Below are 23,060 nucleotides of genomic sequence, written 5' to 3' on the forward strand. Positions count from 1 at the left end.
CGCCTCAGGAGGACCCATGCTGGTGGTCCGAACCGATTTCTCTGATCAACAGGCATGGGAAGCCGTCCGTACGACCATCGAGACGCCCAACGAGGACGGCTTCAGGGCGTACGGGGAGGTCATCGACGATCCGGCGTACAGGGATCTGCCAACGGACCGGGTCCTGACCATGGTCAGGCAGGACGGTGCTGAGCACCGGTTCATGGCCGTGGTGGACAGGACCACCCTCGGTTCGGCTGAGATGCCCCTTCTCGTGATCGACCAGCGCGCCGAACCCGACGGCGCGATCCGTGTCATCGCCACGGAGTTCTGGTCGATCGACAACAACCTCTCCATCGCGAACATGGACTACGAGGAGTTCGCCGATGCCGTCGATGAGGACGGCACCTTCAGAGGCTTCTGAATTCACCCCGTAGGCGTGGAGCGGTGCTGGTCAGTACTTCCTGGAACTCGCGGGCCGCCGGGGATCCACGTTGCCCAAGGGGGATGGTGTGCAGGACGGACTTGGCGGTTTCGGTGATCAGGCGGTTGCGGTACGAGGGCTCCAGTGCGTCCAGCACCGCCGACGCCTGCCGGGCGCCTTCGCGGATGCCGCCGTTCACCACGGTGCAGCGGGCTGCGTGGAGCTGAACATTGGTCTTGTACACGTAGTCGCCGGGGCGGCTCAGAGCGAGCACATTCCCACGCGCTCTGTCAGCTTCGGCTTCGTCGCCCGCGCCCGCGTAGACCCAGCTTTCGGCGAAGCGTGGCTGGTCAAAGCTCCAAAGCGTCGGGAAGACGCTGGCACGGCCGTCGCCTCCTTCGAACCTGACAAAGGTGTGCAGCGCCTGTTTCGCCTCGTCGTGCCTCCCGAGGAGAGACAGTGCCTTTGCCCGGGTCCCGGCAAGGTCGGCGTTCCAGAAGGAGGGCGAGTCACCCGCAAGCCGCTGAGCGGCTTCGATCAACCGGAGAACGGTCTCCAGGTCACGCTGCCCGTAGAGGCCGAAGCCCACTTCTTCGGTACGGACCATCAGGCGAACATCAAGGTCACCGGACGCGTCGGCGGCGGCTCTCGCAGTGCGCCACCAGTGGATGGCGCCACCATGGTCACCGAGTCGGGTCAGCACGTTGGCGTGCAGCGTGGACAGTGCCGCGAGGACTCGATGCAGCTCCGGGAGGTCCTTGGCATTGGCGGTCTTCAGTTGACGATGGATTGCCAGCAGATCGACGCTGAGGCCGTTGCGGACCGCGACCGGCGGGCGCGTACGTAGCGCGTGTAGTTGATCGACACAGGTCAAGCCCCAATCCTCGATGGAGCGGGGCTCACTCTCCCGAGCCAGGTCGAGGAGTTGGCGGAGGGATTCACCGGGCGAGCTGAACGCTCCGGCCGCTATACCGACGGTGGCCAGCAGCAGGCGTCGACGCTCCATCTTGTCTCGTTCCTGGAGGTCTCAGGATCAGGTGGGGAGCAACGTGCGGGGAGCGGTGCTGGCCAGGACTTCTTGGAACTCCCGCGGCGCGGGGCGCTGTCGTTGCTCGATGGGAATGGCGCGGAGTACGTTCCTGCCGATCTCGCTGATCATGTGGCTGCGGTACGAGGCCGGGAGCGCGTCGAGTACGGCCGCTGCCTGCTGGGAGCCCTGGTCGACGCCGCCCCTCACGACGGTGCAGAGTGCTTCGTGGAGCCGGACGTTCGCCGCGTACTGATAGTCCAGGAAGCGATGTGCCAGGACGCGGTCGCGGGCGGCATCCGCGCCGGTTTCCTCCCCCGCGCTTGCGTAGACCCAGCTTTCGGTGAACTGGACTTGGTCGCTGGTCCAGTAAGCGGGGATGAGGCTTGACGGCCAGTCGTCCGGAGCGGCGTTCACAAAGTCGTGGAGGGTCCGCTTCGCCTCTGCGTGCCTGCCAAGCAGGGAGAGTGCCTTCGCTTGCGTTCCGGCGATGAGTGCTTGGCCGAGGGAGGGGCGATCTCCGGCGATCTGTTGCGCCTTCTGGGTGAGTTGGAGGACGGTCGCCGGGTCGCGCTGGCCATAGAGCCCAGCGCCCGCTTCGGAGCGGCGGACCATGAGGCGAAGGTCGAGATCTCCAGTGGCGTCGGCTGTCTGGCGGGCGGTGCGCCACCAGCGCACTGCCGAGCCGTGTGCGCCAAGGCGGGTCAGGATGTTGGCGTGGAGTGTGGAGAGAGCGGCCAGGATGCGCAGCAACTCGGTCCTGTCCTCTTCGCCGGGAGTCTGGATCTGGCGCTGGATGGCGAGCAGATCCAGGACGAGGTCTTCGCGGGCTTCCTGCGGTGGGCGGGTGCGGAGAGCGTGAAGGTGATCGGCGCAGGCCAGCTGCCAGTCGTCCATGTCGCGGGGCGCGCTGGTCAGCGTGGCATCGAGGAGTTGGACTGCTGCTTCCCCCTGGGGCGCGAGCGCACCGGCTCCCACACCTAGAACGGCCAGCCGGAGGAGAAGTCGACGCTCCATTTCGTCCCATTCCTGAGGAGTGTCCGTTCCTTGGACGCTACCCAGCGGGGTCGCCTCTGACGCGGGCCGGTTGAAGAGCCTGTCCTCGGTGGTGTCGTACGCGAGGGCGTACAGGAGGCGGTACGTGGGGCCGGGAACGTGTTCGCCGGCTTCGTGGCCTCGGATCGTGCGTTCGAGGTCTCTGAGGCTGGGCAGCCGTCGCTTGATGCGGTCAGGCGCGATCTCGCGGAAGCACTCGGCCAGTCCGGCGACGGTGTAGCCGTGCGCCTTGCGCTCCGCTCGCATCCGTGACCCGGGACGGGCCGTCTGCTGGGCAGGCATCACGCCGACCCCTCCATGATCTGCGGATATTCGCGGATACGCAGTCGTATCCGCGCTCACCCCTACTTATCACGGTGACTCAGGGGCTCGATGTGGATTCACTGAGTTACGGCGGCAGGCCTTGCTTGCCTCAGAGACAAGGCGGCCCCGGCTGGTGGGCTAGCACCAGTACCGGGGCCTTGATCCGACAACGGAGGTCGGACCCATGGCTGATCGTAGGACCGAGACCGATCCGCTCGCAGTGCTGGACGCGTTCTTGTCCGCATGCGGTTTCACGACCGAGCGCCGAGCGAGCGGGCTCAGGGTGGTCAATCCGCAGGTGATGGGGTGTTGCTCGCTGGTGGCCGACACCATCGGCTGCCGGGCGCGGGACGAGGACCAGCGGGTGTGGTTCTGGACGTCGTGGGGCGAGCCGATCGCTCCGGCCGACCGGATCTCCGATGCCGCGCTGGCCGTCATGGCGTACATGGGCGAACGGGCGCATGCGCCGGAGGCAGGGCGATGACCGCCGTCGCGCCATGGGGAGCGGCTGAGCTTGATCCGGAACGGGCGGTTGCCGAGCTGGCGCGCCGATTCCCCAGGGTGCTGACCTGGTACGGCGAGTACACCGGCTCCTGGTGGGCCATGCTCCGGGACCGGAACGGGCGGGATCATCTGGTGGAGGCGCACACTCCGGCCGAGCTGGGACGGCGGCTGGAGGAGATCTTCTGGTACCGGCAGGTGTCCCGCTACGCGCGTCCCCCCGCAAGGACCCCCGCGAGGACCGGCGCGAGGACCGGCGCGAGGACGCCCGCAGGTACGCCCCGTCCCAGAGATGGGCGCCCGCCGCGCCGCGCCCCCGTACGGCGCCGGTCGCTGCTGCGGCGAGTGCTCGGCATCGCCGCCTTGCGTTGACTCGTGGCGTGTTCGCCTCCACGGGCGATGCGAGGGGCGAACACGCCACGAGTCAACGAGGGGAGCGGTGGGCGGCGGTCAGCCGCTCCGGGGCTCGCGTGCCTCTTCGGCGAGGACCTCTTCCATCGTGGTGCTCAGGTGATCGAGGAAGCCCTCGAACCGTTCGAGCAGCTCGGGCGGGTACTGGGCGAGCATGGCGTCCATGTGCCGGGCGAGGGGCGCGAAGAACTCGATGGCGGGCGCCTGGATCTGGGGGCTGCTGCGCAGGGTGACGACCCGCCGGTCGGTGTTCTCGCGCGTACGGACGACGTGCCCGGCGGTCTCCAGCCTGTTCAGCAGCGTCGCCGTGGCGCCCGATGACAGCGAGATCCGTTCGCTGAGCCGGGACGGGGTCAGCGGCTCGCCCTTGTCCTCGGCGTAGAGGATCTCCGCCAGGGCGGCGGCGTCGGTCGAGTGCAGTCCCAGCCAGCGCGCGAAGCGCCGGGTCATCTCGGTGTAGTTGGCCCCGAACACCCGCAGGCCGCCCAGGATCTGCCCGCGATGCGCCGCGAGGTCACTGGGGTCCGGCGCCTCCATCGATGTCCTCCGCTGTCGTACCGCGATCCGCCCCGTGCCGCATCCGCCCGTGCCGCATCCGCCCGAGCCGCATCCGCACCGTGGCGTATCCGCTCTGTGGCGCGCTTTGACAATCTATCGCTCCCACAATATATCTTCATCATAAAGTAACTTCATGATGGAGGTAATTGTTGTGAGTGATGCTCCGGCCGCGCGCCGATGGCTCGGGCTGATCGCCCTCTCGCTGGGGGTGGGACTGATCGTGGTGGACGCCACGATCGTCAACGTGATCGTTCCCCCGCTGGTCGAGGACCTGAACGTCGGCTCGGTCCAGGTCCAGTGGGTCCAGGAGTCGTACGCGATCGTCTTCGCGGCGCTGCTGCTGGTGACCGGCCGCCTGTCGGACCTGATCGGTGCCCGGCGGATGTTCCTCGCCGGAGTCGTCGTCTTCGCGGCGACCAGCGTCCTGGCCGGGCTCGCGACCGGCGGCGGGACGCTCGTGGCGGCGCGCTTCCTGCAGGGGATCGGCGGGGCGATGATCCTGCCGTCCTCGCTGGCCCTGGTGAACGCCAACTTCACCGGACGCGAGCGCGGTCAGGCGTTCGCGATCTGGGGCTCGACGATCGGTGCCGCGGCCGCCCTCGGCCCGCTGCTCGGCGGCGCGCTCGCGGAGGGGTCGTGGCGCTGGGCCTTCGGCATCAACATCCCGCTCGGTGCCCTGGTCTTCGCGGGAGTGGCGGCGTTCCTCGCGCCCTCGCCGCGTACGAGCGGGCGCGTCGACGTCATCGGCGCGCTCCTGTCCATCGCCGGGCTCGGGCTGCTCGCGTTCGCGATGATCGAGGGACGCACGTACGGCTGGCTCGGCACCGTCCATCCGCTGAACATCGCGGGCCTGTCCTGGGACGGCGGGCCGTCACCCGTGCTGGTCGCGCTGCTGGTGGCCGTGGTGGCGCTGACCGCCTTCGCTCGCAGGCAGGCCGCACTCGGACGCGACGGCACCGGCACGCCGCCCCTGGTCGATCTGCGGCTGTTCTCGATCGCGTCCTTCCGGAACGGCAACATCGCGACGCTGTTCATCGGGCTCGGCGAGTTCGGCATCATCGCCGTGCTGCCGCTGTGGCTGCAGTTCACCCTCGGCTACGGCGCGCTCCAGGCCGGACTCGCCCTGGTCCCCCTGGCCGTGGGCAGCTTCCTGGCCAGCGGCGCCAGTGCGGGGATGGACGGCAAGGTCTCGCCGCTGGGGATGGTCCGCCTCGGGCTGGCACTGGAGGTCGCGGGCCTGGCCTGCCTGGGCCTGATCGCGACGGCGGACGTCCCGTGGTGGCCGATCGCGCTGGCCCTGATGCTGTACGGGACGGGCGTCGGGTTCGCCACGGCCCAGGTCACCAACGTCGTGCTCACCGACGTCCCGGACGCGAGCGCCGGTCAGGCTTCGGGCATCCAGAGCGCCGCGCGCGAGATGGGCGCCGCGCTGGGCATCGCGGTGCTCACCACGGTCTTCTTCAGCATGCTCGATTCCAAGGTGGACCGGCTGCTGACCGGCGGCGGCATGCCCGATGCCGAGGCCGCCCGGCACGCGGGTGCCGTCACCGACAGCGCCGGCGCGGTGATCGCGCCACTGGCCGCCGATCCGAGGACCGTCGCCGTCGCCGACGCGGCACGGCAGGCGATGACCGAGGCGCTGGCCTTCGGTGCCTACCTCGCGGCGGGACTGCTCGTCCTCGGGCTCATCGCCACAGCCCTCATCCCTCGCGGCACCGCCACCGCCGCCGACGCCGATGCGGTCGAGCCGGCCCGTACGTAGGTCGGCTCGTACATCAAGCTGCCCGTACGTGAGGCCGCTCTTACGTGAGGCGGGTACGGCCCCGGCCCGTCGCTGGACGGGCCGGGGCCTGGGATCGCCCGGTGCCTGCTCCGGGGTCAGCGACCGCGCTGGAGTTGGCGGTTGGGCATCTGCCGGGCGTTCCGGCGGACATTGTTGCGGGCGAAGCCCGCCGACTTCGGGTCGGAATTCCGCCCCTTGCCCTTCTTCTTCAGGGCTTTCTGGAAGGGGTTGTCGTCACCGTTGTTGTGGTTCATGGGGTTCTGGTTGATGGCACGCAAGAACTGACACCTCCGGGCAGGTCGAATTCGGCCCGCTAAAGGCCGATGAAAATGGCTTGAGGACAGGCCTGAGGACAAGCCTGAGGAACGAGCGCCGGAACGGGTGTGGAGTCATCGTGCCTGGTCACGGCCGTGCGAACCCATGCGGAGACACAGGTGTTCACGGTGGCGAACAGGCGTTGAAAGCGATGTGATGCCGATGAATCCGCGCCCGTGGCGCTGGACTGGGAGCGGGCCGGGACGGCGTTCGGGGCAATGTACGGAACGAGGGTGCGTATCAGTGCTTCGCACCAATGCTTCGTAACGATGCGCCCGCGCTGTCGCGGCGGCTCAACCGGTGGGTATCAGGACTCCATGGCCCCAATATTAGCTTCATGATCCGCTCTGTCAACCCCGTCATTCGATCCGGGGTGACGGGCGGGCCGTCGCGCGGGTGCTGGCCGGATTTGTCGGTTTCATGGCAAGTGAAGGCGGGCAGCGGAATAATCGCCCAGATGGTGCCACTTCCGTTGCGCTTCCACTGCCGGCCCGTACCGGGGGCCGCTGTGACGATGCTGGGGCTGGGCGGGGTGGCCGAGCCCGTCTGGGGCTGGGGGCTGTTGCAGACCTCTCACGCCACGCTGACCGAAGTGGCCGCGCTGGCGCCGCACCCCGAATCGTGTCTGCCCCTAGGAGCCGGGCAGGGGGCCTACTGGGCCGACCTGGCGGTACGGGACCACGTGACCGGTGAGGTGTGGACCGGGACCAAGACGTTCCTGCCGAGCCGCGTGGACGGTATCCAGGCGATGACGGGCGTGACCACGACCCTGATGTCGGACGCGGAGTTCATCACGGGGATCCCGGGCGCATGGTCGGGCGCGATCGCGGGCGTTCCGGGGCACGGCTATCTCCATCCGAACGGCGTCGGCCGGCTACCGCTCGGTCCCTCCGACCTGGCGGACGCGCCGCAGCACATCCGCACGTTCTTCCCCGTACTGCTCGACGCGCGCATCGACCCGGAGGCGGTCTGCGCGCTCGCCGGCGACTTCCTGGACGTACCGGGCCGGTCGTACGTTCTGGCCGCGTTCCTGCTCCAGGACCTGCAGAGCCACCGGCATCACCTGGACGTAGTACGGGAGGCGCCTCCGGGGTGGGAGCACACGGGCAACGCGTGCCATCTCGTACGCGGCACCGAGACCGTACGGCTGGAGCACCTCTGGCTTGAGGGGCGTGCGTGCGAGCTGCCCGTGAAGGAGTTCCACCGGGCGCTCGACGCGTACGAACAACTACTCGGCTAGGGCGCGGCGGCTTCCGCCTCGGCTTCGGCGCGGAGCTGCTCGTACTCCTTGAGGACCTTCTTACGCGCGCGCCCGGACAGGCGGTCGATGTAGACGCGCCCCTCCAGGTGGTCGCACTCGTGCTGCAGGCATCGGGCGAGTAGCCCGGTCCCCTCTACGGTGACCTCGTTGCCCTTCACATCGAAGCCGTGGCACGTCGCACGGTCGGGACGGGCCAGCTTGGCGTACGGGCCGGGCACCGAAAGGCAGCCCTCGTCGTCATCGTCCAGGCGGCGCTCCCCGAGTTCCGGTAGGACGAGGGTGGGGTTGATGAGGACGCCCTTGTGCTCGCGGTCGTCGGCGTCATGGCAGTCGTACACGAACACGCGCAGGCCTACGCCGACCTGGTTGGCGGCGAGCCCGACGCCGTTCGCCTCGTACATGCTGGCGAACATGTCCTCCACGAGCTGTGCGAGCTCGTCGTCGAACCGTTCGACCGTACGGCACGGCGCGTGCAGGACCGGCTCCCCCACCAGCGTGATCGGTCGTACCTGTCCCGTCATCCCGCATCCCTTCCCGCGTCCGGGCGAACCCAGCGTCGGCCCCCTGAATGCTACTGACGTCGCGTGCCCGTTACTCACGGCCGGCACGATGCCCGTGACTCCCCACCCACTCTGCATTCACGGACTTGGCGGCAGGTTCAAGGCACGTTGTCCAACACGTCACCCACCACCCGCTGTGCGCGACTTGCCACGCTCGAGCCGAGTTGTACGACACAATCGACCCGTGCGGGACCACGACCAGAACACCCTCCAAGGTGACTTCGGCGAAGCCTGGCTAGAGGCTGTCGCAGCGGGCTGCGGCCTCCTTCACGGTCGGCCTACCACGGTAGATCTCCAGAAGGCGGACGTGCAGCTCGTGTACCCAGGGGTGGAACTGGGGACGTACTACCCCACTGTGAACGTGCAGGTAAAAACTACGATCGAGCTTAGGCAGCTTGACTCCGGAGACTTCAGCTACGACCTTGACCTTGAGACCTACCATGTGCTCAGGCGCACCGATCACGCCGTTGGTAGAGTACTCGCCGTCATCGGCGTTCCTGGAGAAGGTGAGAAGGTGCGCCTTCACGAGCAGGGAACGCTCCTGTGCGGTCGTGGGGCATGGGTGTCACTTGAGGGCATGAAGCCCTCAAGCAACGGGACGAGCCAAGTGGTCCGCCTTCCTACGATCAACAGCCTGGATCGTTCAGGCCTGTACAGGATGCTCAAGACGTACGGAGTTCGGCGATCGACCCCGGTTCCCGCCATTGATGTTTGGGAGCAACCGTGAGCCAACTGGATGCCGCTCCTGGGCGTGCCGCATTTAAGGCCCCCGGTCTGGAAGCGCTCAAAAACTACCTTCAGAGATCAGGTTGGTCTCTCGAGGATGTCGATGGCCGTACGAGCCTGTGGCGACCCGCTGATGGTGTCGCCGATCGCGTGATTCGCATCGTCCTACCTGCACAGCAGAATGTGCGCGACTATTCCGAGCGCGCCTACGAGGCTTTGGAGGCACTATCTTTTGTTGAGCGGAGGCTGCCCCAGGAGATAGTCAATGACATTCTTTTTGGCGGGGCAGACAATGTTGCCGTCCGCCTCACTCCAGACGTTCCACCGGGCGAAGCCCCCTTAAACCTTGCGCATTCTGCAATTTCTGCCCTCAAGAACTATGTGGTCGCCGCCGCTGCCGCACTGGACTCTGACTCTCTCGTCCTGCCCCCGAGGCGCCCTCAGCGCGCTGAAGCTTATGCTGCCCAAGCAAGGATCTCGACGCAGCCGGGAAGTTTCATTCTTTCTCTCGCACTGCCCCTGGACGACGTTTATTCAACTGAGACTGATGATTCAGTGCCGCCAGGCCAGGAGTCGCTCGTTCAGGTACCCCCTCAGCCCTTCGGGCGAAAAGTGACGAACAGAATGCTTGCGGCCGCAAGGAAGGCCCAAGGGTTGGCGGAGCACGTCAGCGAGGGGAACCTTCCGCTCTCCTCGTTTGGAGAACATTCTCCGGGTGCGCCTAATGCTACAGAACTCGCCGCCTTGAGTTCCTTGGGAGGCGTGGACCATGGAACATATCAGGTCCGTTTCGCCAAAACACCGCTTGCAGGTGGCGCGACACTTCCGGCATTTCTTCGCATAACGCCTGGCCAGCAACGCATTCTCGGTGAAGCTGCCGACTACCTGCGCACCAAGCAATCCAGGGCGGGAGTCACTGTCACCGGCCTCGTCGTCCGCTTGTTCCGGGAAGGTAAATATGGGCGAGGAGAGGCGGTGGTTCAAGGTGTTTCTGATGACTCCGGTGAACCTCGTCGGTATCGAGTGGAACTAGGTGAGACCGACTACAACGAGGCGTTCCGGGCTCACGGGAATGGGCTACTGGTAACCGTGACGGGCGATTTGGACATAAGGGGAACGAGGCGATCGATTCGAAGAATCACATCGTTCTCTGTTCTCCCGGGCCCGGAAGACGAGTAGCCGGCAAGTACAACCTGGTTTTACGGGCACTTGCAATCGCTTGCGGTACAAGCCGAGCGCAGCTCAGCCGCCCTGGCGGCGGGATCGGTTTGGTTCTCCCTGCTGACAGCGCGGGCCACAATGGGGTCCGTTCGTCCCCGACCGTGATCGTTCACTCGCCCTCGCGATGGCGTGGGTGCCGGTGGCCGGTCGTGGGCCCCCTGAATGCTACTGACGTCGCGTGCCTATACTCGCGGTTGCGGATGGTTCACCTGTGCCGCGTCCCAGCGGACGGGTGTCGTAAGAGGGAACCCGGCGAGATTCCGGGACTGCCCCGCAGCGGTGAACGGGAACGACCGCCGTCATCACGCACTGGACCGCCGGAAGCGGTCTGGGAAGCGACGGCCAGTAGGGCGTGCCTGACCGGCACGGTGCCCGTGAGTCCGAAGACCTGCCTCCGCCCGCGCGCCGGCCGGCGCGCGGAGTCCATGGCGACGAGGGAGAGCTGCCATGACATCTACGACCGTGCTCGGTTATCCCCGGATCGGCCCGGAACGCGAGCTGAAGCGCGCGACCGAGGCCTACTGGGCGGGACGCGCCGGCGAAGCCGAGCTCCTCCGTACGGGAGCGGGCCTGCGGCGCGACGTGTGGACCGGGCTGAGGGACGCCGGGCTGGAGCAGATCCCGTCCAACACGTTCTCGCTGTACGACCAGGTGCTCGACACCACCGTCCTGCTGGACGCGGCGCCGGCGCGCTTCCGGCATCTCAGCGGGCTGGACGCCTACTTCGCGATGGCGCGGGGAGCGGACGGCATTCCGGCGCTGGAGATGACGAAGTGGTTCGACACGAACTACCACTACCTCGTTCCTGAGCTGGGCCTGGACACGAGGCCGCGGCTCGCCGGCGGGGGCGGGGCCAAGCCGATCGCCGAGTACCGGGAGGCGCGGGCGCTCGGCATCGAGACCCGGCCGGTGCTGGTGGGCCCGCTGACGTACCTGCTGCTGGCCAAGCCCGCGCCGGACGCGCCCGAGGGCTTCCGGCCGCTCGACCTGCTGGACCCGGTCGTCGAGGTGTACGCGGAGCTGCTCGAACGGCTCGCCGGCGAGGGCGCGCAGTGGGTCCAGCTGGACGAGCCCGCGCTCGCGGCGGACCGTACCGACGAGGAGCTGGAGGCGCTCCGCCGGGCGTACGACCGGCTCGCCGGGCTGACGTCACGGCCTCGCCTGATGGTCGCCACCTACTTCGGGGAGATCGGCGCGGCGCTTCCCGCCCTCGCCGCGACCCGGGTGGAGGCGATCGGCCTGGACTTCGTCGCCGGGCCCGGCAACCTCCAGGCGCTGGCCTCGATCGGCGGGCTGCCGCGCCGCACGCTGGTCGCCGGGGTGGTGGACGGCCGCAACGTGTGGCGCACCGACCTGTCCAAGTCCGTGTCGACCTGCGCCTCGCTGCTCGGCCTGGTGGGCGAGGTGGTGGTCGGTACCTCCTGCTCGCTGCTGCACGTACCGCTGGACGCGGACGCCGAGCCGGACCTGGACCCCGGGCTGCGGGCGCGGCTGGCGTTCGCGCGGCAGAAGGTGGACGAGGTGGTGCTGCTCGGCCGGGCGCTGCGCGAGGGCCACGACGTGATCGCCGACGCGGACGGGGACGTGGTGGCGCGGCCCAGGATCGACAACCGGGTACGGGCGCGGCTGGACGCGCTCGGCGACGGTTCCGTCCGTCCCGACCGGTCCGTACGGTTCGCGGCGCAGCAGCGAGCGCTGGAGCTACCGCCGCTGGCGACCACGACGATCGGCTCGTTCCCGCAGACGGCGGAGGTACGGCGGGCGCGCGCCGACCACCGGGCCGGGCGGATCGACGCCGACGCGTACGAGAAGGTCATGCGGGCCGAGATCGACCGCGTCATCGCGCTGCAGGAGGAACTGGGCCTGGACGTCCTCGTCCACGGCGAGCCCGAGCGCAACGACATGGTGCAGTACTTCGCCGAGCAGCTCGACGGGTACGCGGCCACCGTGAACGGCTGGGTGCAGTCGTACGGCACCCGCTACGTCCGGCCGCCGATCCTGCACGGGGACGTGTCGCGCCCGGAGGCGATGACCGTCCGCTGGACGACCTACGCGCAGTCGCGCACGCGCCGTCCGGTCAAGGGCATGCTGACCGGGCCGGTGACGATGCTGGCCTGGTCGTTCGTCCGGGACGACCAGCCGCTCGGCGAGACCGCCCGGCAGGTGGCGCTGGCGCTGCGGGACGAGATCCGCGATCTGGAGGCCGCCGGGATCGGGGTCGTCCAGGTCGACGAGCCGGCGCTGCGCGAGCTGCTGCCGCTGCGCCGGTCCGCGCACGCCGCGTACCTGGAGTGGGCGGTCGGCGCGTTCCGGCTGGCGACCTGCGGGGTGGCGGACTCCACGCAGATCCACACGCACATGTGCTACTCGGAGTTCGGCGAGGTCATCGGCGCCATCGGCGACCTGGACGCCGACGTGGCGAGCGTGGAGGCGGCCCGTTCGCACATGGAGCTGGTCACCGACCTGCGCGAGGCCGGGTACGGCAGCGGCATCGGGCCGGGCGTGTACGACATCCACTCGCCGCGCGTTCCGGCGGTCGAGGAGATGGAGGAGTCGTTGCGGCGGGCCCTGCAGGCCATCGCGCCGGGACGGCTCTGGGTCAACCCCGACTGCGGGCTGAAGACCCGCGGCTATCCGGAGACCGAGGCGGCGCTGCGCAACATGGTGGAGGCGGCGCGCCGCGTCCGCGACTCCCTGTCCAGCTGACCCTCTCAGCGTCTGATCCACTCAGGGTCTGACTCACTCAGCGTCTGACCCACTCAGCGCCGGTCCGGTACGGCATCGTGCCGGGCCGGCGCGTTCGGGCGCAAGAGCGCGCCGGAGGGTTGGGAACGGTCCCGGTCTGGAACGGGATCCGGCATGGCCCGTCACAGAGGGACTTGCCCCTCGTGTTGCTTGTGTGCAGATTGATAACCGCAGCGCCCAAGAAATTGTCATCGTGACTATCTCTGTGGAGGCGACCGCGCAACGGTGTAAGGACAGTGGTGCGCGAACGCGTTCGGGGGACCTGGCAAGGAGGTCCACGTGAACGAGCAGATCAGACCGGCGGCCACCAGGCTGCGGCTCGCGGAGGTGCCGGAGGCGCTGGCACGTCCGCTGCGCCCGCATCTCGAGGCGGCGGCGGAAGAGATGGTCCGCGAGATCCAGGGGCTGGTGCCCGAGTACGCGCGGCCGGCGGAGAGCACCTACGGCCGCCGGATGCGCTGGACGGTCGAGGAGACCGTGCGGCACTTCGTCGAGGCGATGGGCCGGCCGGAGACCGGCTGGGACGAGCTGACCCGGATCTATGTCGGCATCGGCGCGCACGAGGCGCGCGGCGGCCGCAGCCTGGACGGGCTGCAGACCGCGATCCGGGTGAGCGGGCAGGTGGCGTGCCGCCGCTTCATCAAGGACGCCCGGCGGCTCGACTGGTCGCTGACCACCCTCGGGCAGATCATCGAGTCGCTGTTCGTCTTCCTGGAGGAGCTGGCCGGCGCCGCCGCGCAGGGCTACGCCGACGCGCGGCAGCGGCTGGCCACCGAGCGCGAGCGGCACCGGTGGCGGCTGCGCGACCTGCTGGTCGTCGAGCCGCCCGCCAGCATCGAGGCGGTCGCCGAGCTGGCCTCCGCCGCCGGCTGGGAAACGCCGCGCACGGTCGCGCTGGTCGCGCTCGGCCCGGCGCTGGAGGACCACGCGCCGGTCACCCCGCCGTCCGTGCTCGCCGACTGGCACGGCCCCGACCCGTACCTGATCGTCCCGGACCCGGACGGGCCCGGCCAGGAACGGATGCTCGCCGCCCTCGTCCGGGGCCGCCCGGCGGCGATCGGGCCGACCGTACCGCTGAACAAGGGCGCGGTCTCGCTGCGCTGGGCGCGGCGGACGCTCGACCTGGTCGTCCGGGGCGTCATCCCCGAGAAGGCACCGGTGAAGTGGCTCGACCATGTGTCCACGCTGGTCGCCTCGATGAGCGAGGAGCTGATCGACCTGGCGACCGGTGCCCGGCTGGGGCCGCTGATGGAGCTGCCCCGGCACCGCCGCGAACCCCTCGTCCGGACGCTGCTGGCCTACATGGAGAGCCGGGACAACGCGGTCGCGGCGGCGGAACGGCTCGTCGTCCACGAGCAGACCGTCCGGTACCGGATCCGCCGGCTCGAACAGCTCCTCGGCGGCATGCTGTACGACCCGGACCGCCGGATCGAGCTGCTGCTGCTCCTGCACACCTGGGTCAGGTTCCCCGACGTACCCGGGCAGGTGAACGCCGCGGAGCCGGCCGACGGAGAGCCCGGCGGCAGCGGGTCGCCCTCAGGCCTGCGGGACGGTCCACGTGGCCGGCCCCGCAGCGGCGCCGGCCACGTACCGGTCACCCGCGCCGCACGTGCGCGTTGAAGAACCGCCACAGCATCGGGCTCGCCTCGACCTCGGGGTCGACGCCCACGTCCGCGCCGCGCGGCCACTCGTGCCCGCCGTCGAAGATCGTGCAGAACTCGACCTCGGTGCCGGACGGCCCGCGTCCGGTCGTCCGGCAGGTGGTCTTGGCGGTGTCCAGGGTGATCCGCCGCAGCGGTGACAGCCGGTAGAGGTCGCGCCAGAAGTTCATCACGGAGATCACCGACGGGAACGGGTTCTCGTTGTTCCAGTCCAGATTGCCGCCGCCCCCGAACGGCACCGAGAAGTCCGCGGTGCCGTGGAAGGCCATCACCGAGACGGCATCCCGGGGCTCGCACTCGGTGGCGAGCGACCCGGACACCACTCCGATGGCCGCCACCCGCCCGGCCCGTTCGCACGCGTACCGGTACGCCATGCCGCCGCCGTTGGAGAAGCCGGTCAGGTAGATCCGGCGCGGATCGGCCAGCCCGTCCCGTACGAGCTTGTCGATCAGGGCGTCGAGGAATCCGACGTCGTCGATCCCGGCCATCCGGGCGAACCAGCAGCAGCCGCCCGCGTTCCACGTCCTCATGAAGCCGTTGGGGTAGGCGACCAGGAACCCGTTCTTGTCGGAGACCTCGTCGAGGCCGGTCTGCTCGCGGATGTAATGCATGTCGTTGAGGCCGCCGTGCAGTGCGACCACCAGGGGCCGAGCCTTCGTACGTCCTGGCGGCACGTGCAGCAGGTACTCGCGTGCCCATCCGCCGGGCATGGTCAGCGTGCGCTCGTGCGTACCCGGGGCCTCGGCGGCAGCACCGGCCGGAACCGCCACCAGCCCAATGACCAGGCCGAACACCAGCATGACGCGCATGACAGTCTTCATGACTTCGCAACCCTCACACGTGTGAACCCCCGGTCGGAACGGTCGAAGGGCGACCCGCAGTGCGGGCCGCCCTTTCCATACGAGCAGTCAGTTGGGGCAGGTGTCGCGGTACTCGCTGATGTTCTGGTTCGGGTTCGGTGCCGGGCACAGGAACTGGTCATAGCGGGTGTCGTCGTCCACGAACCGCTTCATCCAGGCGATGGTGTATTTCGCGGTCGTGGTGTGCGGGCTGATGAACGTCATGTGACCGGCGTTGTTCAGCTCCAGGTACGCCTTCTCGGGCGTGGACGTGAGGCTCTGGTAGAACGGCTCGGCGTGCGTGCCGACGCCCGCGATGAAGTCGTTGTCCGCCCCGATGATCATTGTCGGTACCGTGACGTTCCGCCAGTTCCGGTTGGTGTGCCACGGCGCGAGCGGGACCGCCGCCTGCAGCGCGGGCCGCTGCTCGGCCGCCCGCAGCGTGCCGCCGCCGCCCATCGAGTGCCCCATCACCGCGAGCCGGCTCGGGTCGACGCGGTCCTTGGCCTTGCTCTTGCCGGCCACGTAGTCCAGCGCCGCCAGCAGCTGCGTGGCCCGCTGGTCCGGCAGGTTCGTCGGCGACAGCGTCTCCAGCGTCATCACCACGAAGCCCTGGGACGCCAGGCGCGGCCCGTACCAGTCGATCCACGCCTGCGCCGACACGAATCCCGGCGACACCGCGATCGCGCCGAACGTGCCCTCGCTGGTGTCGGTCGGCGCGTAGATCGTCCCCTTGTTGAAGCCCGGCCCGCTGCCCTGCGGGACCTCGATCTTCTCGACCGCGAACGGGCCCTTCACCGCCGTGATGCTCGCCTCGGTCGGCGCCGGGCCCCGCTCGTACGGGCTCGCCGCCGCCTGCGCGGCCGGCGCGGTCAGGCCGCCGGCGGCGAGGACCGCGGCCACCGTAAGCGCCTTCAACGTTCGAGCCAGATGCCTTTTCATGGGCGAGCTCCATTTCCTCGGCGGGGGCCCGCGGGAGAGGGTGTCTCCGAGCAGGCGTGCAAGGATTTTGGAGCGCGCCGGGCCACATTGCTGCACAGGTGCCACCGGACTTTCCGGGCGACTTCTATAGGGAGGTGATAACCCCGGCTAGTCCCGGGTCTCAGGCAGTGCTCGAAACCCCACGCCAGATGCGTTCCGGCAGGATCCGGGACGCCACCGCCAGGTCGATGCCCGGGTCCCCGGCCAGCCAGCGGCGCGACGTCTCGGCCACGGGACCGATCACGAGCATCTCCGTGAACGGGTCCGGAAGGGGCAGAACGTCCCCCGATTCGACGTACGGGCGGAGCCAGGCGGCGATCCTGCCCATTCGCGGATTCTTGGCTGCGGCGACGCGTTCGGCATAAGCCGGAAGGAAGTCCGCGTAAGACGAGGCATGAATGAAGTGCGCCGCCGGACGATTCTCCTGAGTGAAGCGCAGGTAGGCCTCGACGAGGGCCCGTACTCCTGTACGCGCCGTACGGGAGCGCTCAAGGGCCTCGACGATCGAGTCGAGCAGATCGGCCATGCAGCGGGCATAGAGCGCGGCGCGCAGCCCGTCGAAACTCCCGAAATGGTGGTAGAGGCTGCCGCTGCTGATCCCCGTCTCCGCGATGAGCGCGGACATCGTCAGCCCGTCAGGCCCCTTGGCCGCGTACGGATCGTTCGCCGCATACAACTCATTCGCCGGGTACGGACTGTGCACCATATACAGACTGTGCGCCGCGTACAGATCGAGTGCCGCCTTCAGGACCCTCTCGACCGTCTCCTCACCGCGCCGCTGCTTAGGCGACATCGGTGAGCTTCGCCGCCTGCTCCCACAACCGCCGCGCCCTCGCCGTATCAGCGGCGACCGGCGCCAAGGGCTGCTCCTTCTCCAGGTGGAAGTAGCGCCCATCCCTTTCCGGCCTGGCCAGCGCAAGCTTCACCACAGGGCGCGCCCCGGTCTCCGGCTTCTTCTCGACCACCTTGGCCGCCTTGAGCAGCAGCCCCACCGGGCCCTTCCTCGCCCCGAGCCCGGTACGGATGACTCCGGGATGGACGGCGTCGATGGTCACCCCGGCATCCTTCCAGCGCTCGGCGAACAGCGGCATCATCATCAGGTTGCACAGCTTGGTGTCGCAGTAGGTCCGGATCGCGTGGAAGTCCAGGCCCTCGGGGGTCCGCTCCGGGTCGGCCTTTCCCTTGACGTAGAGCCCGGCGCTCACCTGGACGACCCGCGTGCTCGACGCCAGCAACACGGGTTCCAGCGCATGGTTCAGCAGGAACGGCGCCAGATGGTTGGTGACGAACGACTGCTCCAGCCCCTCCTCGTTCAGAACGCGCCGGCTCGGCCACAGCCCGGCGTTGTGAACGAGAACGTCGATGCGCGGGCACGCCTCGGTCAGCGCGTCGGCGGTCTCGCGTACGGCCCGTACCGAGGAAAGGTCCCCGACGACCAGGCGCCCGCCACCCAGCGAAGCCCGCGCCGCCTCCCCGCGCGCCCGATCACGCGAGACCAGCACCACGTCGTACCCATGCCGCAGAAGCCCCTGGGCGACCGCGTACCCGATCCCCCGATTGGCACCCGTCACCACGGCCGTCGCTCCGTCGCCCATGGCGGGAGTATAGGCAGAAACTAGAGAGCCTCTCTAGAAAGGTCCGCCGATCCGCAACCAGTCCGGGCACGGCCCGAGGCGAACTCGTCTCGCGCTGGCCGCATCGCCTATACCTGTCCCATGAGCCACGCCCCGCGCCTCGCGACCGCGTTCAGCATCGAGCTACCGGACGAGGCGTCCGCCCGCCGCGCCGCCGAGCTCCTCACCGAACGTGGGCACACCGTGGTCCGTGTGGGGCCGCGTACACCGGGGGTCCCCTACCCCGGCTCCTGGTGGCGCGTCACCGGCCTCGACGAAGGGCCCTACCCCAGCGACGACGAGCACTGGTGGATGGCCGCGGAGGAACGCTTCATCGCCGGGGCGGCCGGGGACCTCGGCGGCGGGTACGCGTGCACGCAGGCCGACCCGGAGACCGCGCGGCGCTTCCTCCCCGAGGGTGAGACCGTGGCCGACCGCACGGCGGCGGAGGTCCGGGAAGCGCGGCTGGCGGCGCTGTGCCTGGAGCGCGCCCGCGTCCCCGCTCCCCGCATCCTCCATCACCTGAAGGTGCCCGAGCCGGACAGCGTCCTCACCGGCGGCCCGATCCCGCTGGCCGGCCTCGACGACGTTCCCTGGGCATCGCTCACCCACGCCTACGGAACGGCCGAGGACGTCCCCGAGATGCTCACGCGGTTGGCGGCCGGCGGGGAGGGCTGGAGTGCGGCCATGGCCGCCTACTTCAGCGCCGTCGTGCACCAAGGCACGCACTACGAGTCGACGCCGCCGAGCATCGGGTTCCTCGTACAGATCGCCAAGGCGCCGCGCCTGCCCGCCCGGCACCGGCTGGACTTGCTGATGGGTCTCGCCCACATGGCCACGGACCTGTGCCACCCGCCCCTGCCGTACGAGATCCAGACCCGGCAGGAGATCGTCCGCCACCTCCCCGGCCTCCTGGACGTGTGGCCGGACGTCTCCGGCCCGTCCCGGGCATGGCTGGTCGTCCTCGCCGCACACGTCCCTGGCACGGCTTCCGTGCGGCTTTCCGAGTTCCGGGCGTTCCGACGGAGTGTCGAGGGACCGAGCCCCGCGCTCGACCTCGCGCTCGCCATGTGCGCCGATGACGGGGACGCCGTACTCGACCTCACCCTCGACGCGGCCTCCTGGCACGACGAAGTCCCCCGCGAGCTCGCGCGGCCCGGAGCGCTCCGCGACCGGCAGATGGAGGTGCTGCTGCACCTGGCCAGGGCGGAATTCTCGCCCCGTTCCGAGATGGGCGAGTCCGAGACGGGCGAGGATCGGTGATCGAACCGGTCACCGCCGTGGCGGGGTCACCGGCGGCCGTTGTGCGGGGCCTCGACGAGCTTGGTGTTCACCAGGTGCTCGATCAGGAACCAGGTCTGGATCTCGCCCGTACGGATGACCTCGGAGACCAGCAGGTCATTGGTGCCGTCGTCGCCCATCTCCTGCGTCCTGGCGGCCGCGTCGTGGCACGCGACCAGGATCGTCTCGTGCGCCTCGACCAGGCGCGAGAGCATCGCGGGCACCTCTTCGGCGCCGTCCGGCGGGCGCGGGATGACGGTGATCTCGGCGACGTGCCGGGGATCCCCGACCGCGACGCCGCCGAGCGTCTGGACCCGTTCGGCGATCAGGTCCACCAGCTTGACCTGCTCCTCGGCGTGCTTGTCGAGCAGCAGATGGAGCTGGTAGAAGGTCGGGCCCCGCATCAGCCAGTGGTGCTTCTTGTAGAGGTTGTAGAGGATCTGGGTATCGGCCAGGATCTGGTTGAGCCGCTGGCAGGAGTACATCCGCGCGTCGAACGACAGCCCGAGCGGGAACATCCGTACCGTGCCGAACTCCTGGATCTGGGTGCCCTGCACATGCACCCACGGCTGGCTGTCCTTGCTCGACGCTCGACTCGACGCCTTGCTCGTGCCCGCCTTACTGGTGCTCGCCTTGCTCGCGCTCGGCTTACTCGCGCTCGACGCCTTGCCGGACGCGGCGGTGGACGCCTTTCCGGATGCCTTGCTGGTGCGCTGGGTGGCCAACGGATGACTCCCTCGTCGTACGGAACCGTCTCGGACGCCCCGTTCCCGCGCGCGGTTCAGAACAGACCCCCGCCGAGTCCATCACCACCCCAAGAAACGCTGGATGCCCGCCCGGCTGATTGTCAGGCGACAAGGACCACGGCGCCGCCGTCTATGTGGTGTGCGTACGGGTGAGCGCGTCCACGCCGTCGAGGATGCGGTCGAGGCCGAAGGTGAACTCGGCGTCGGAGTCGTCCCCGTCGTCGTCGATGGCTCCGGCGGCGATGGCGGCGCTGACCGCTGGAAACCGCCGGGCATCGATCAGCCGGGTGAGGGCGCTGCCGTGGGAGATCTGCGGGCGCCGGTCACCGGCCGTCTGGATGCCGGCGGTCAGGCCGGCCCAGTTCCGGACGAAGCCGGACAGCAGCATGATCACTGAGAGCTTCTCGTTCTCGGCGATGCCGGTGCCGCGCAGGCGGGTCAGTCCGCGCTCCAGCCAGGCGATCTGGTTCGGGGTGATCGGCGGTCCCGCGATGGGGACCTGCAGTATCCACCGATTCCGGCGCAGCACGGCCAGGTAGTCCCACGCCCAGGACGAGAGGCCCTCGCGCCAGCCCGGGTCGGGCCGGTCGGCGGGGGGCGGGCCGATACCGGTGTCCACCATCAGGTCGAGCAGTTCGTCCTTGGCGGCGACGTACCGGTACAAGGCCATCGTGGAGACGCCGAGCCGTTTGGCGACCTGGACCATGGACACCGCTGCCAGGCCCTGGTCGGACGCGAGCTGGACAGCGGCGTGAACGATCCGTTCCAGGCTCAGCCCGGGTCTGGGACCGGGGCCGGGCCGGGTGTGCAGGCCCCACGCCGCCTCGATGCTCGCCGGCAGTCCGGTGCCGCTTTCCTCGCCCATCCGCTCGCCTCCGCGGTCGGCCCGCATGGTTGACCCCACTGCCAGTGATGTGTATAGCATACGCAATTATGTTTAAGGCTTACACAATTGCGTGTGAGCCTTACGCAGTTCGCGATGTCACCGGGGCGACCCGGCAAGGAGAGCCGCATGCGCAACATCAACGTCCTCATCTCGGGCGCGAGCGTCGCCGGCCCGGCGCTGGCGTACTGGCTGCGCCGGTACGGATTCACCCCGGCCGTGGTGGAACGCGCGCCCGCGCTGAGGTCCGGCGGCTACAAGGTCGACCTGCGTGGTGTCGGTGTGGACGTCGTCGACCGGATGCAGATCGGTGCCCAGGTGCGCGGCCGGGCCACCGACATCCTCGGCGGAGACTGGCTGACCGCCTCCGGGAAGAAGGTGGCCACGCTAGGCCCCGACGTGATCGGCTTCCGGGACCCCGGCGACCTGGAGATCCTGCGCGGCGACCTGGCCGAGATTCTCCACGAGGCGGCGCACGGACAGGTGGAATACCTTTTCGGCGACGCCATCACCGCGCTCACTCAGGACGCCTCGGGAGTGCACGTCACCTTCGAGCGGGCACCGGCGCGCACCTTCGATCTGGTGGTGGGTGCCGACGGGCTGCATTCGGACGTCCGGGAGCTGGCGTTCGGCCCGGAGTCACGGTTCGTTCACCCGCTCGGGCTGAGCGTCGCGGTCTTCACCGTTCCCAACCGCCTGGGCCTGGACCGTTGGGAGATGGTCTGCACGGCCTCCGGCCACACCGCCAACCTCTACGCGATGCGGCCGTCCACCGACGCCACCGCCCAGTTCTTCTTCCCCACCCCCGCCCCTCGGCCCGACCGCCACGATCTGCGCGCCCAGCACCAGGCGCTGGCCGAGGCGTTCGCCGGGCACGGATGGGAGGTGCCCTGGCTGCTGGAGGCCATGCCGACCGCGCCCGACTTCTACTTCGACTCCCTGGCCCAGGTCAGCATGCCCTCCTGGTCGAACGGCCGGGTGGTGCTGCTGGGCGACGCGGCCTACTGCCCTTCCCCGGCGTCCGGGCAGGGCACCAGCCTGGCCCTGGTCGGCGCCTACGTGCTGGCAGGCGAACTCGCGGCGGCCCATGGCGATCCGCGTACCGCGTTCTCGCGGTACGAGCAGGAGATGCGCGCGTTCGTGGAGCTGAACCAGGAACTGGGACGCGACGTGGTCAAGAGGCTGGTTCCCGCCACCCGCCTGCAGGCGGGACTGCGGCTGGCGATGATGCGGATGATGCCCTACATGCCCGGCAAGGCCAGGGTCATGGAAAAGATCATGAAGCCGGTCCGGGAAGCGGCCAACGCCATCACGCTGAAGACCTACTCGACCACCCCCGTCCCACCAGCCGGCCCCGCACGGCCCCCGCGTTGACTCACATGGCCCGGCATCGCCCGCAGGGACGCCCGCCGGCGGCTTGCCATCGCGCTCGGGCAGGTTCAACCGCCGCACGGCCGAGGTGATCGCGGGCGTCAACTCCGCGTCGGGTACGGAGGTCACACGTTCTCCGGGATTTGCTGGACAGGTACAGGAGGCCGGCTGCCGGGGCGGGGACGGCGGCGCAGGTAGTAGGCGATGGCCAGGACGACGACGACCGGCCCCCACACGCTGATCGGAGCGGTGCAGATCATCGCGAGCGCGTACCACCACCCGTTGTCGTAGGGGACGTTCTCAACGATGCCGAACACGGTGAGCCATTGACCGTCGCCGAACGGTACGGAACCGAACAGCGCGGTGAGGGCCAGCCCACCGAGCAGAGCGGGGATGACCGCTGCCAGCGGCCGGATGCGCTTGCCGCCGATGAACGGGATCCGGGCGGGGGCGATCTCGCCCCAGCCGCGCACCAGCCCGATGCACAGGAACGCGATCAGTTCCGACATCACGCTCAGCCCGAAGACGTACAGGATGCTCACCCACAAGCTCGGCAGGCCGCCCTCCTGCTGCTGCCCCATGTCGAAATGGAACGCGAACGGCAACCGCCACAGGCACGAGGGCAGCAGTAGCAACGGCATCGCATAGGCCAGCCGCATGACCCAGCGCGGCACGGGCCGCTCGGTGTCGCCGGTGGTCGGAGGGCTGGGGTGAACCATGCGGAGAAGCTTGTCGATCGCCATGGCCGCGAGTCTTACGCCCCAGGCCACCCCGGCTGATCACCCATACAGGGCAATCGACTCCCCCGCACGGGT

The 23,060-nt window shown here is 69.1% G+C and carries 24 protein-coding genes and 1 riboswitch; of the genes, 12 read left to right on the forward strand and 12 right to left on the reverse strand.

The genetic code is table 11. The features are described 5' to 3' along the window. Positions 1-16: 16 nt before the first annotated feature. The gene (locus ACH34Q_RS29335; RefSeq protein ID WP_395986316.1) at positions 17-403 is read left to right on the forward strand and encodes a DUF6924 domain-containing protein; all 387 of its coding nucleotides are present in this window, start codon (positions 17-19) and stop codon (positions 401-403) included. Here the strand turns inward: ACH34Q_RS29335 and ACH34Q_RS29340 are convergent. Then, the gene (locus ACH34Q_RS29340) at positions 390-1,409 is read right to left on the reverse strand and encodes a hypothetical protein (protein ID WP_395986317.1); all 1,020 of its coding nucleotides are present in this window, start codon (positions 1,407-1,409) and stop codon (positions 390-392) included. The genes ACH34Q_RS29335 and ACH34Q_RS29340 overlap by 14 nt on opposite strands. Positions 1,410-1,436: 27 nt before the next feature. Beyond that, positions 1,437-2,768: a hypothetical protein gene (locus tag ACH34Q_RS29345; protein ID WP_395986318.1), complete on the reverse strand. Its 1,332-nt coding sequence runs from the start codon at positions 2,766-2,768 to the stop codon at positions 1,437-1,439. Between the two features lie 205 nt (positions 2,769-2,973). Between ACH34Q_RS29345 and ACH34Q_RS29350 the strand changes: the two genes are divergently transcribed. Further along, the gene (locus tag ACH34Q_RS29350; RefSeq protein ID WP_395986319.1) at positions 2,974-3,273 is read left to right on the forward strand and encodes a hypothetical protein; all 300 of its coding nucleotides are present in this window, start codon (positions 2,974-2,976) and stop codon (positions 3,271-3,273) included. Continuing rightward, a complete protein-coding gene (locus ACH34Q_RS29355; protein ID WP_395986320.1) occupies positions 3,270-3,662 on the forward strand; it encodes a hypothetical protein in 393 nt (130 codons plus the stop codon). The genes ACH34Q_RS29350 and ACH34Q_RS29355 overlap by 4 nt, the downstream gene beginning before the upstream one ends. Positions 3,663-3,740: 78 nt before the next feature. Here ACH34Q_RS29355 and ACH34Q_RS29360 read toward each other — a convergent pair whose 3' ends face one another. Continuing rightward, positions 3,741-4,238 (reverse strand): MarR family winged helix-turn-helix transcriptional regulator, encoded by a 498-nt coding sequence (locus tag ACH34Q_RS29360; RefSeq protein ID WP_395986321.1) that lies wholly within the window; start codon positions 4,236-4,238, stop codon positions 3,741-3,743. Between the two features lie 172 nt (positions 4,239-4,410). On the opposite strand from ACH34Q_RS29360, the gene ACH34Q_RS29365 reads away from it, so the two are divergent. Next, positions 4,411-6,021: a DHA2 family efflux MFS transporter permease subunit gene (locus ACH34Q_RS29365; protein WP_395986322.1), complete on the forward strand. Its 1,611-nt coding sequence runs from the start codon at positions 4,411-4,413 to the stop codon at positions 6,019-6,021. A gap of 116 nt (positions 6,022-6,137) precedes the next feature. Here ACH34Q_RS29365 and ACH34Q_RS29370 read toward each other — a convergent pair whose 3' ends face one another. Next, the gene (locus ACH34Q_RS29370) at positions 6,138-6,320 is read right to left on the reverse strand and encodes a hypothetical protein (RefSeq protein WP_395986323.1); all 183 of its coding nucleotides are present in this window, start codon (positions 6,318-6,320) and stop codon (positions 6,138-6,140) included. Positions 6,321-6,814: 494 nt separating this feature from the next. Between ACH34Q_RS29370 and ACH34Q_RS29375 the strand changes: the two genes are divergently transcribed. Beyond that, complete coding sequence (locus ACH34Q_RS29375) at positions 6,815-7,597, forward strand: hypothetical protein (RefSeq protein WP_395986324.1); 783 nt, start codon at positions 6,815-6,817, stop codon at positions 7,595-7,597. Here the strand turns inward: ACH34Q_RS29375 and def are convergent. Beyond that, positions 7,594-8,139: a peptide deformylase gene (gene def, locus ACH34Q_RS29380; protein WP_395986325.1), complete on the reverse strand. Its 546-nt coding sequence runs from the start codon at positions 8,137-8,139 to the stop codon at positions 7,594-7,596. The two genes, ACH34Q_RS29375 and def, sit on opposite strands and share 4 nt — an antisense overlap. 223 nt (positions 8,140-8,362) lie before the next feature. On the opposite strand from def, the gene ACH34Q_RS29385 reads away from it, so the two are divergent. From ACH34Q_RS29385 to ACH34Q_RS29400, 4 genes are all read left to right on the forward strand, one after another. After that, positions 8,363-8,905, forward strand: a complete 543-nt coding sequence (locus ACH34Q_RS29385) for a DUF4365 domain-containing protein (protein ID WP_395986326.1) — start codon at positions 8,363-8,365, stop codon at positions 8,903-8,905. Further along, complete coding sequence (locus ACH34Q_RS29390) at positions 8,902-10,083, forward strand: hypothetical protein (RefSeq protein ID WP_395986327.1); 1,182 nt, start codon at positions 8,902-8,904, stop codon at positions 10,081-10,083. The genes ACH34Q_RS29385 and ACH34Q_RS29390 overlap by 4 nt, the downstream gene beginning before the upstream one ends. Positions 10,084-10,309: 226 nt before the next feature. Next, a riboswitch (cobalamin riboswitch) is annotated at positions 10,310-10,536 on the forward strand. Between the two features lie 36 nt (positions 10,537-10,572). Beyond that, a complete protein-coding gene (metE, locus tag ACH34Q_RS29395; RefSeq protein WP_395986328.1) occupies positions 10,573-12,831 on the forward strand; it encodes a 5-methyltetrahydropteroyltriglutamate--homocysteine S-methyltransferase in 2,259 nt (752 codons plus the stop codon). Positions 12,832-13,149: 318 nt separating this feature from the next. After that, positions 13,150-14,490, forward strand: a complete 1,341-nt coding sequence (locus ACH34Q_RS29400; RefSeq protein WP_395986329.1) for a PucR family transcriptional regulator — start codon at positions 13,150-13,152, stop codon at positions 14,488-14,490. Here the strand turns inward: ACH34Q_RS29400 and ACH34Q_RS29405 are convergent. The 4 genes from ACH34Q_RS29405 to ACH34Q_RS29420 all read right to left on the reverse strand — a co-directional run bounded on the left by ACH34Q_RS29405 (position 14,465) and on the right by ACH34Q_RS29420 (position 17,946). Beyond that, positions 14,465-15,352, reverse strand: coding sequence for an alpha/beta hydrolase family esterase (locus ACH34Q_RS29405; protein WP_395986330.1), 888 nt, complete (start codon positions 15,350-15,352; stop codon positions 14,465-14,467). The genes ACH34Q_RS29400 and ACH34Q_RS29405 overlap by 26 nt on opposite strands. An 87-nt stretch (positions 15,353-15,439) precedes the next feature. Beyond that, complete coding sequence (locus ACH34Q_RS29410) at positions 15,440-16,273, reverse strand: alpha/beta hydrolase family protein (RefSeq protein WP_395986331.1); 834 nt, start codon at positions 16,271-16,273, stop codon at positions 15,440-15,442. Between the two features lie 199 nt (positions 16,274-16,472). Beyond that, the gene (locus ACH34Q_RS29415) at positions 16,473-17,057 is read right to left on the reverse strand and encodes a TetR/AcrR family transcriptional regulator (RefSeq protein WP_395986332.1); all 585 of its coding nucleotides are present in this window, start codon (positions 17,055-17,057) and stop codon (positions 16,473-16,475) included. Positions 17,058-17,133: 76 nt separating this feature from the next. Beyond that, a complete protein-coding gene (locus ACH34Q_RS29420) occupies positions 17,134-17,946 on the reverse strand; it encodes an SDR family NAD(P)-dependent oxidoreductase (protein ID WP_395986333.1) in 813 nt (270 codons plus the stop codon). A 120-nt stretch (positions 17,947-18,066) separates the two neighbouring features. Between ACH34Q_RS29420 and ACH34Q_RS29425 the strand changes: the two genes are divergently transcribed. After that, a complete protein-coding gene (locus ACH34Q_RS29425) occupies positions 18,067-19,227 on the forward strand; it encodes a hypothetical protein (RefSeq protein WP_395986334.1) in 1,161 nt (386 codons plus the stop codon). 26 nt (positions 19,228-19,253) lie between these two features. Here the strand turns inward: ACH34Q_RS29425 and ACH34Q_RS29430 are convergent, their stop codons facing one another. Continuing rightward, on the reverse strand, positions 19,254-19,763 hold the full coding sequence (locus ACH34Q_RS29430; RefSeq protein ID WP_395986363.1) for a Dps family protein: 510 nt from the start codon (positions 19,761-19,763) through the stop codon (positions 19,254-19,256). Between the two features lie 85 nt (positions 19,764-19,848). Here ACH34Q_RS29430 and ACH34Q_RS29435 point away from each other — a divergent pair, with 85 nt between their 5' ends. After that, positions 19,849-19,977 (forward strand): hypothetical protein, encoded by a 129-nt coding sequence (locus ACH34Q_RS29435; RefSeq protein WP_395986335.1) that lies wholly within the window; start codon positions 19,849-19,851, stop codon positions 19,975-19,977. A 144-nt stretch (positions 19,978-20,121) separates the two neighbouring features. Here ACH34Q_RS29435 and ACH34Q_RS29440 read toward each other — a convergent pair whose 3' ends face one another. Next, on the reverse strand, positions 20,122-20,883 hold the full coding sequence (locus ACH34Q_RS29440; RefSeq protein WP_395986336.1) for a TetR/AcrR family transcriptional regulator: 762 nt from the start codon (positions 20,881-20,883) through the stop codon (positions 20,122-20,124). A gap of 120 nt (positions 20,884-21,003) precedes the next feature. On the opposite strand from ACH34Q_RS29440, the gene ACH34Q_RS29445 reads away from it, so the two are divergent. Next, complete coding sequence (locus ACH34Q_RS29445) at positions 21,004-22,248, forward strand: FAD-dependent monooxygenase (protein WP_395986337.1); 1,245 nt, start codon at positions 21,004-21,006, stop codon at positions 22,246-22,248. 122 nt (positions 22,249-22,370) lie between these two features. Here the strand turns inward: ACH34Q_RS29445 and ACH34Q_RS29450 are convergent, their stop codons facing one another. Beyond that, complete coding sequence (locus ACH34Q_RS29450) at positions 22,371-22,988, reverse strand: hypothetical protein (RefSeq protein WP_395986338.1); 618 nt, start codon at positions 22,986-22,988, stop codon at positions 22,371-22,373. Positions 22,989-23,060 lie beyond the last annotated feature (72 nt).

Source organism: Actinomadura sp. 9N407, assembly GCF_044326315.1.
In the GTDB taxonomy this organism is placed as follows: Bacteria; Actinomycetota; Actinomycetes; order Streptosporangiales; family Streptosporangiaceae; genus Spirillospora.

What these genes read in the sequence shown, in the direction of transcription:
- ACH34Q_RS29350 (WP_395986319.1), top strand. Translation starts at nt 2,974, where the DNA reads ATGGCTGATCGTAGGACCGAGACCGATCCGCTCGCAGTGCTGGACGCG.
- ACH34Q_RS29420 (WP_395986333.1), bottom strand. Translation starts at nt 17,946, where the DNA reads ATGGGCGACGGAGCGACGGCCGTGGTGACGGGTGCCAATCGGGGGATC.
- ACH34Q_RS29405 (WP_395986330.1), bottom strand. Translation starts at nt 15,352, where the DNA reads ATGAAGACTGTCATGCGCGTCATGCTGGTGTTCGGCCTGGTCATTGGG.
- ACH34Q_RS29345 (WP_395986318.1), bottom strand. Translation starts at nt 2,768, where the DNA reads ATGCCTGCCCAGCAGACGGCCCGTCCCGGGTCACGGATGCGAGCGGAG.
- ACH34Q_RS29425 (WP_395986334.1), top strand. Translation starts at nt 18,067, where the DNA reads ATGAGCCACGCCCCGCGCCTCGCGACCGCGTTCAGCATCGAGCTACCG.
- ACH34Q_RS29445 (WP_395986337.1), top strand. Translation starts at nt 21,004, where the DNA reads ATGCGCAACATCAACGTCCTCATCTCGGGCGCGAGCGTCGCCGGCCCG.
- def (WP_395986325.1), bottom strand. Translation starts at nt 8,139, where the DNA reads ATGACGGGACAGGTACGACCGATCACGCTGGTGGGGGAGCCGGTCCTG.
- ACH34Q_RS29440 (WP_395986336.1), bottom strand. Translation starts at nt 20,883, where the DNA reads ATGCGGGCCGACCGCGGAGGCGAGCGGATGGGCGAGGAAAGCGGCACC.
- ACH34Q_RS29415 (WP_395986332.1), bottom strand. Translation starts at nt 17,057, where the DNA reads ATGGTGCACAGTCCGTACCCGGCGAATGAGTTGTATGCGGCGAACGAT.
- ACH34Q_RS29355 (WP_395986320.1), top strand. Translation starts at nt 3,270, where the DNA reads ATGACCGCCGTCGCGCCATGGGGAGCGGCTGAGCTTGATCCGGAACGG.
- ACH34Q_RS29450 (WP_395986338.1), bottom strand. Translation starts at nt 22,988, where the DNA reads ATGGCGATCGACAAGCTTCTCCGCATGGTTCACCCCAGCCCTCCGACC.
- ACH34Q_RS29375 (WP_395986324.1), top strand. Translation starts at nt 6,815, where the DNA reads ATGGTGCCACTTCCGTTGCGCTTCCACTGCCGGCCCGTACCGGGGGCC.
- ACH34Q_RS29360 (WP_395986321.1), bottom strand. Translation starts at nt 4,238, where the DNA reads ATGGAGGCGCCGGACCCCAGTGACCTCGCGGCGCATCGCGGGCAGATC.
- metE (WP_395986328.1), top strand. Translation starts at nt 10,573, where the DNA reads ATGACATCTACGACCGTGCTCGGTTATCCCCGGATCGGCCCGGAACGC.
- ACH34Q_RS29430 (WP_395986363.1), bottom strand. Translation starts at nt 19,763, where the DNA reads ATGTTCCCGCTCGGGCTGTCGTTCGACGCGCGGATGTACTCCTGCCAG.
- ACH34Q_RS29340 (WP_395986317.1), bottom strand. Translation starts at nt 1,409, where the DNA reads ATGGAGCGTCGACGCCTGCTGCTGGCCACCGTCGGTATAGCGGCCGGA.
- ACH34Q_RS29335 (WP_395986316.1), top strand. Translation starts at nt 17, where the DNA reads ATGCTGGTGGTCCGAACCGATTTCTCTGATCAACAGGCATGGGAAGCC.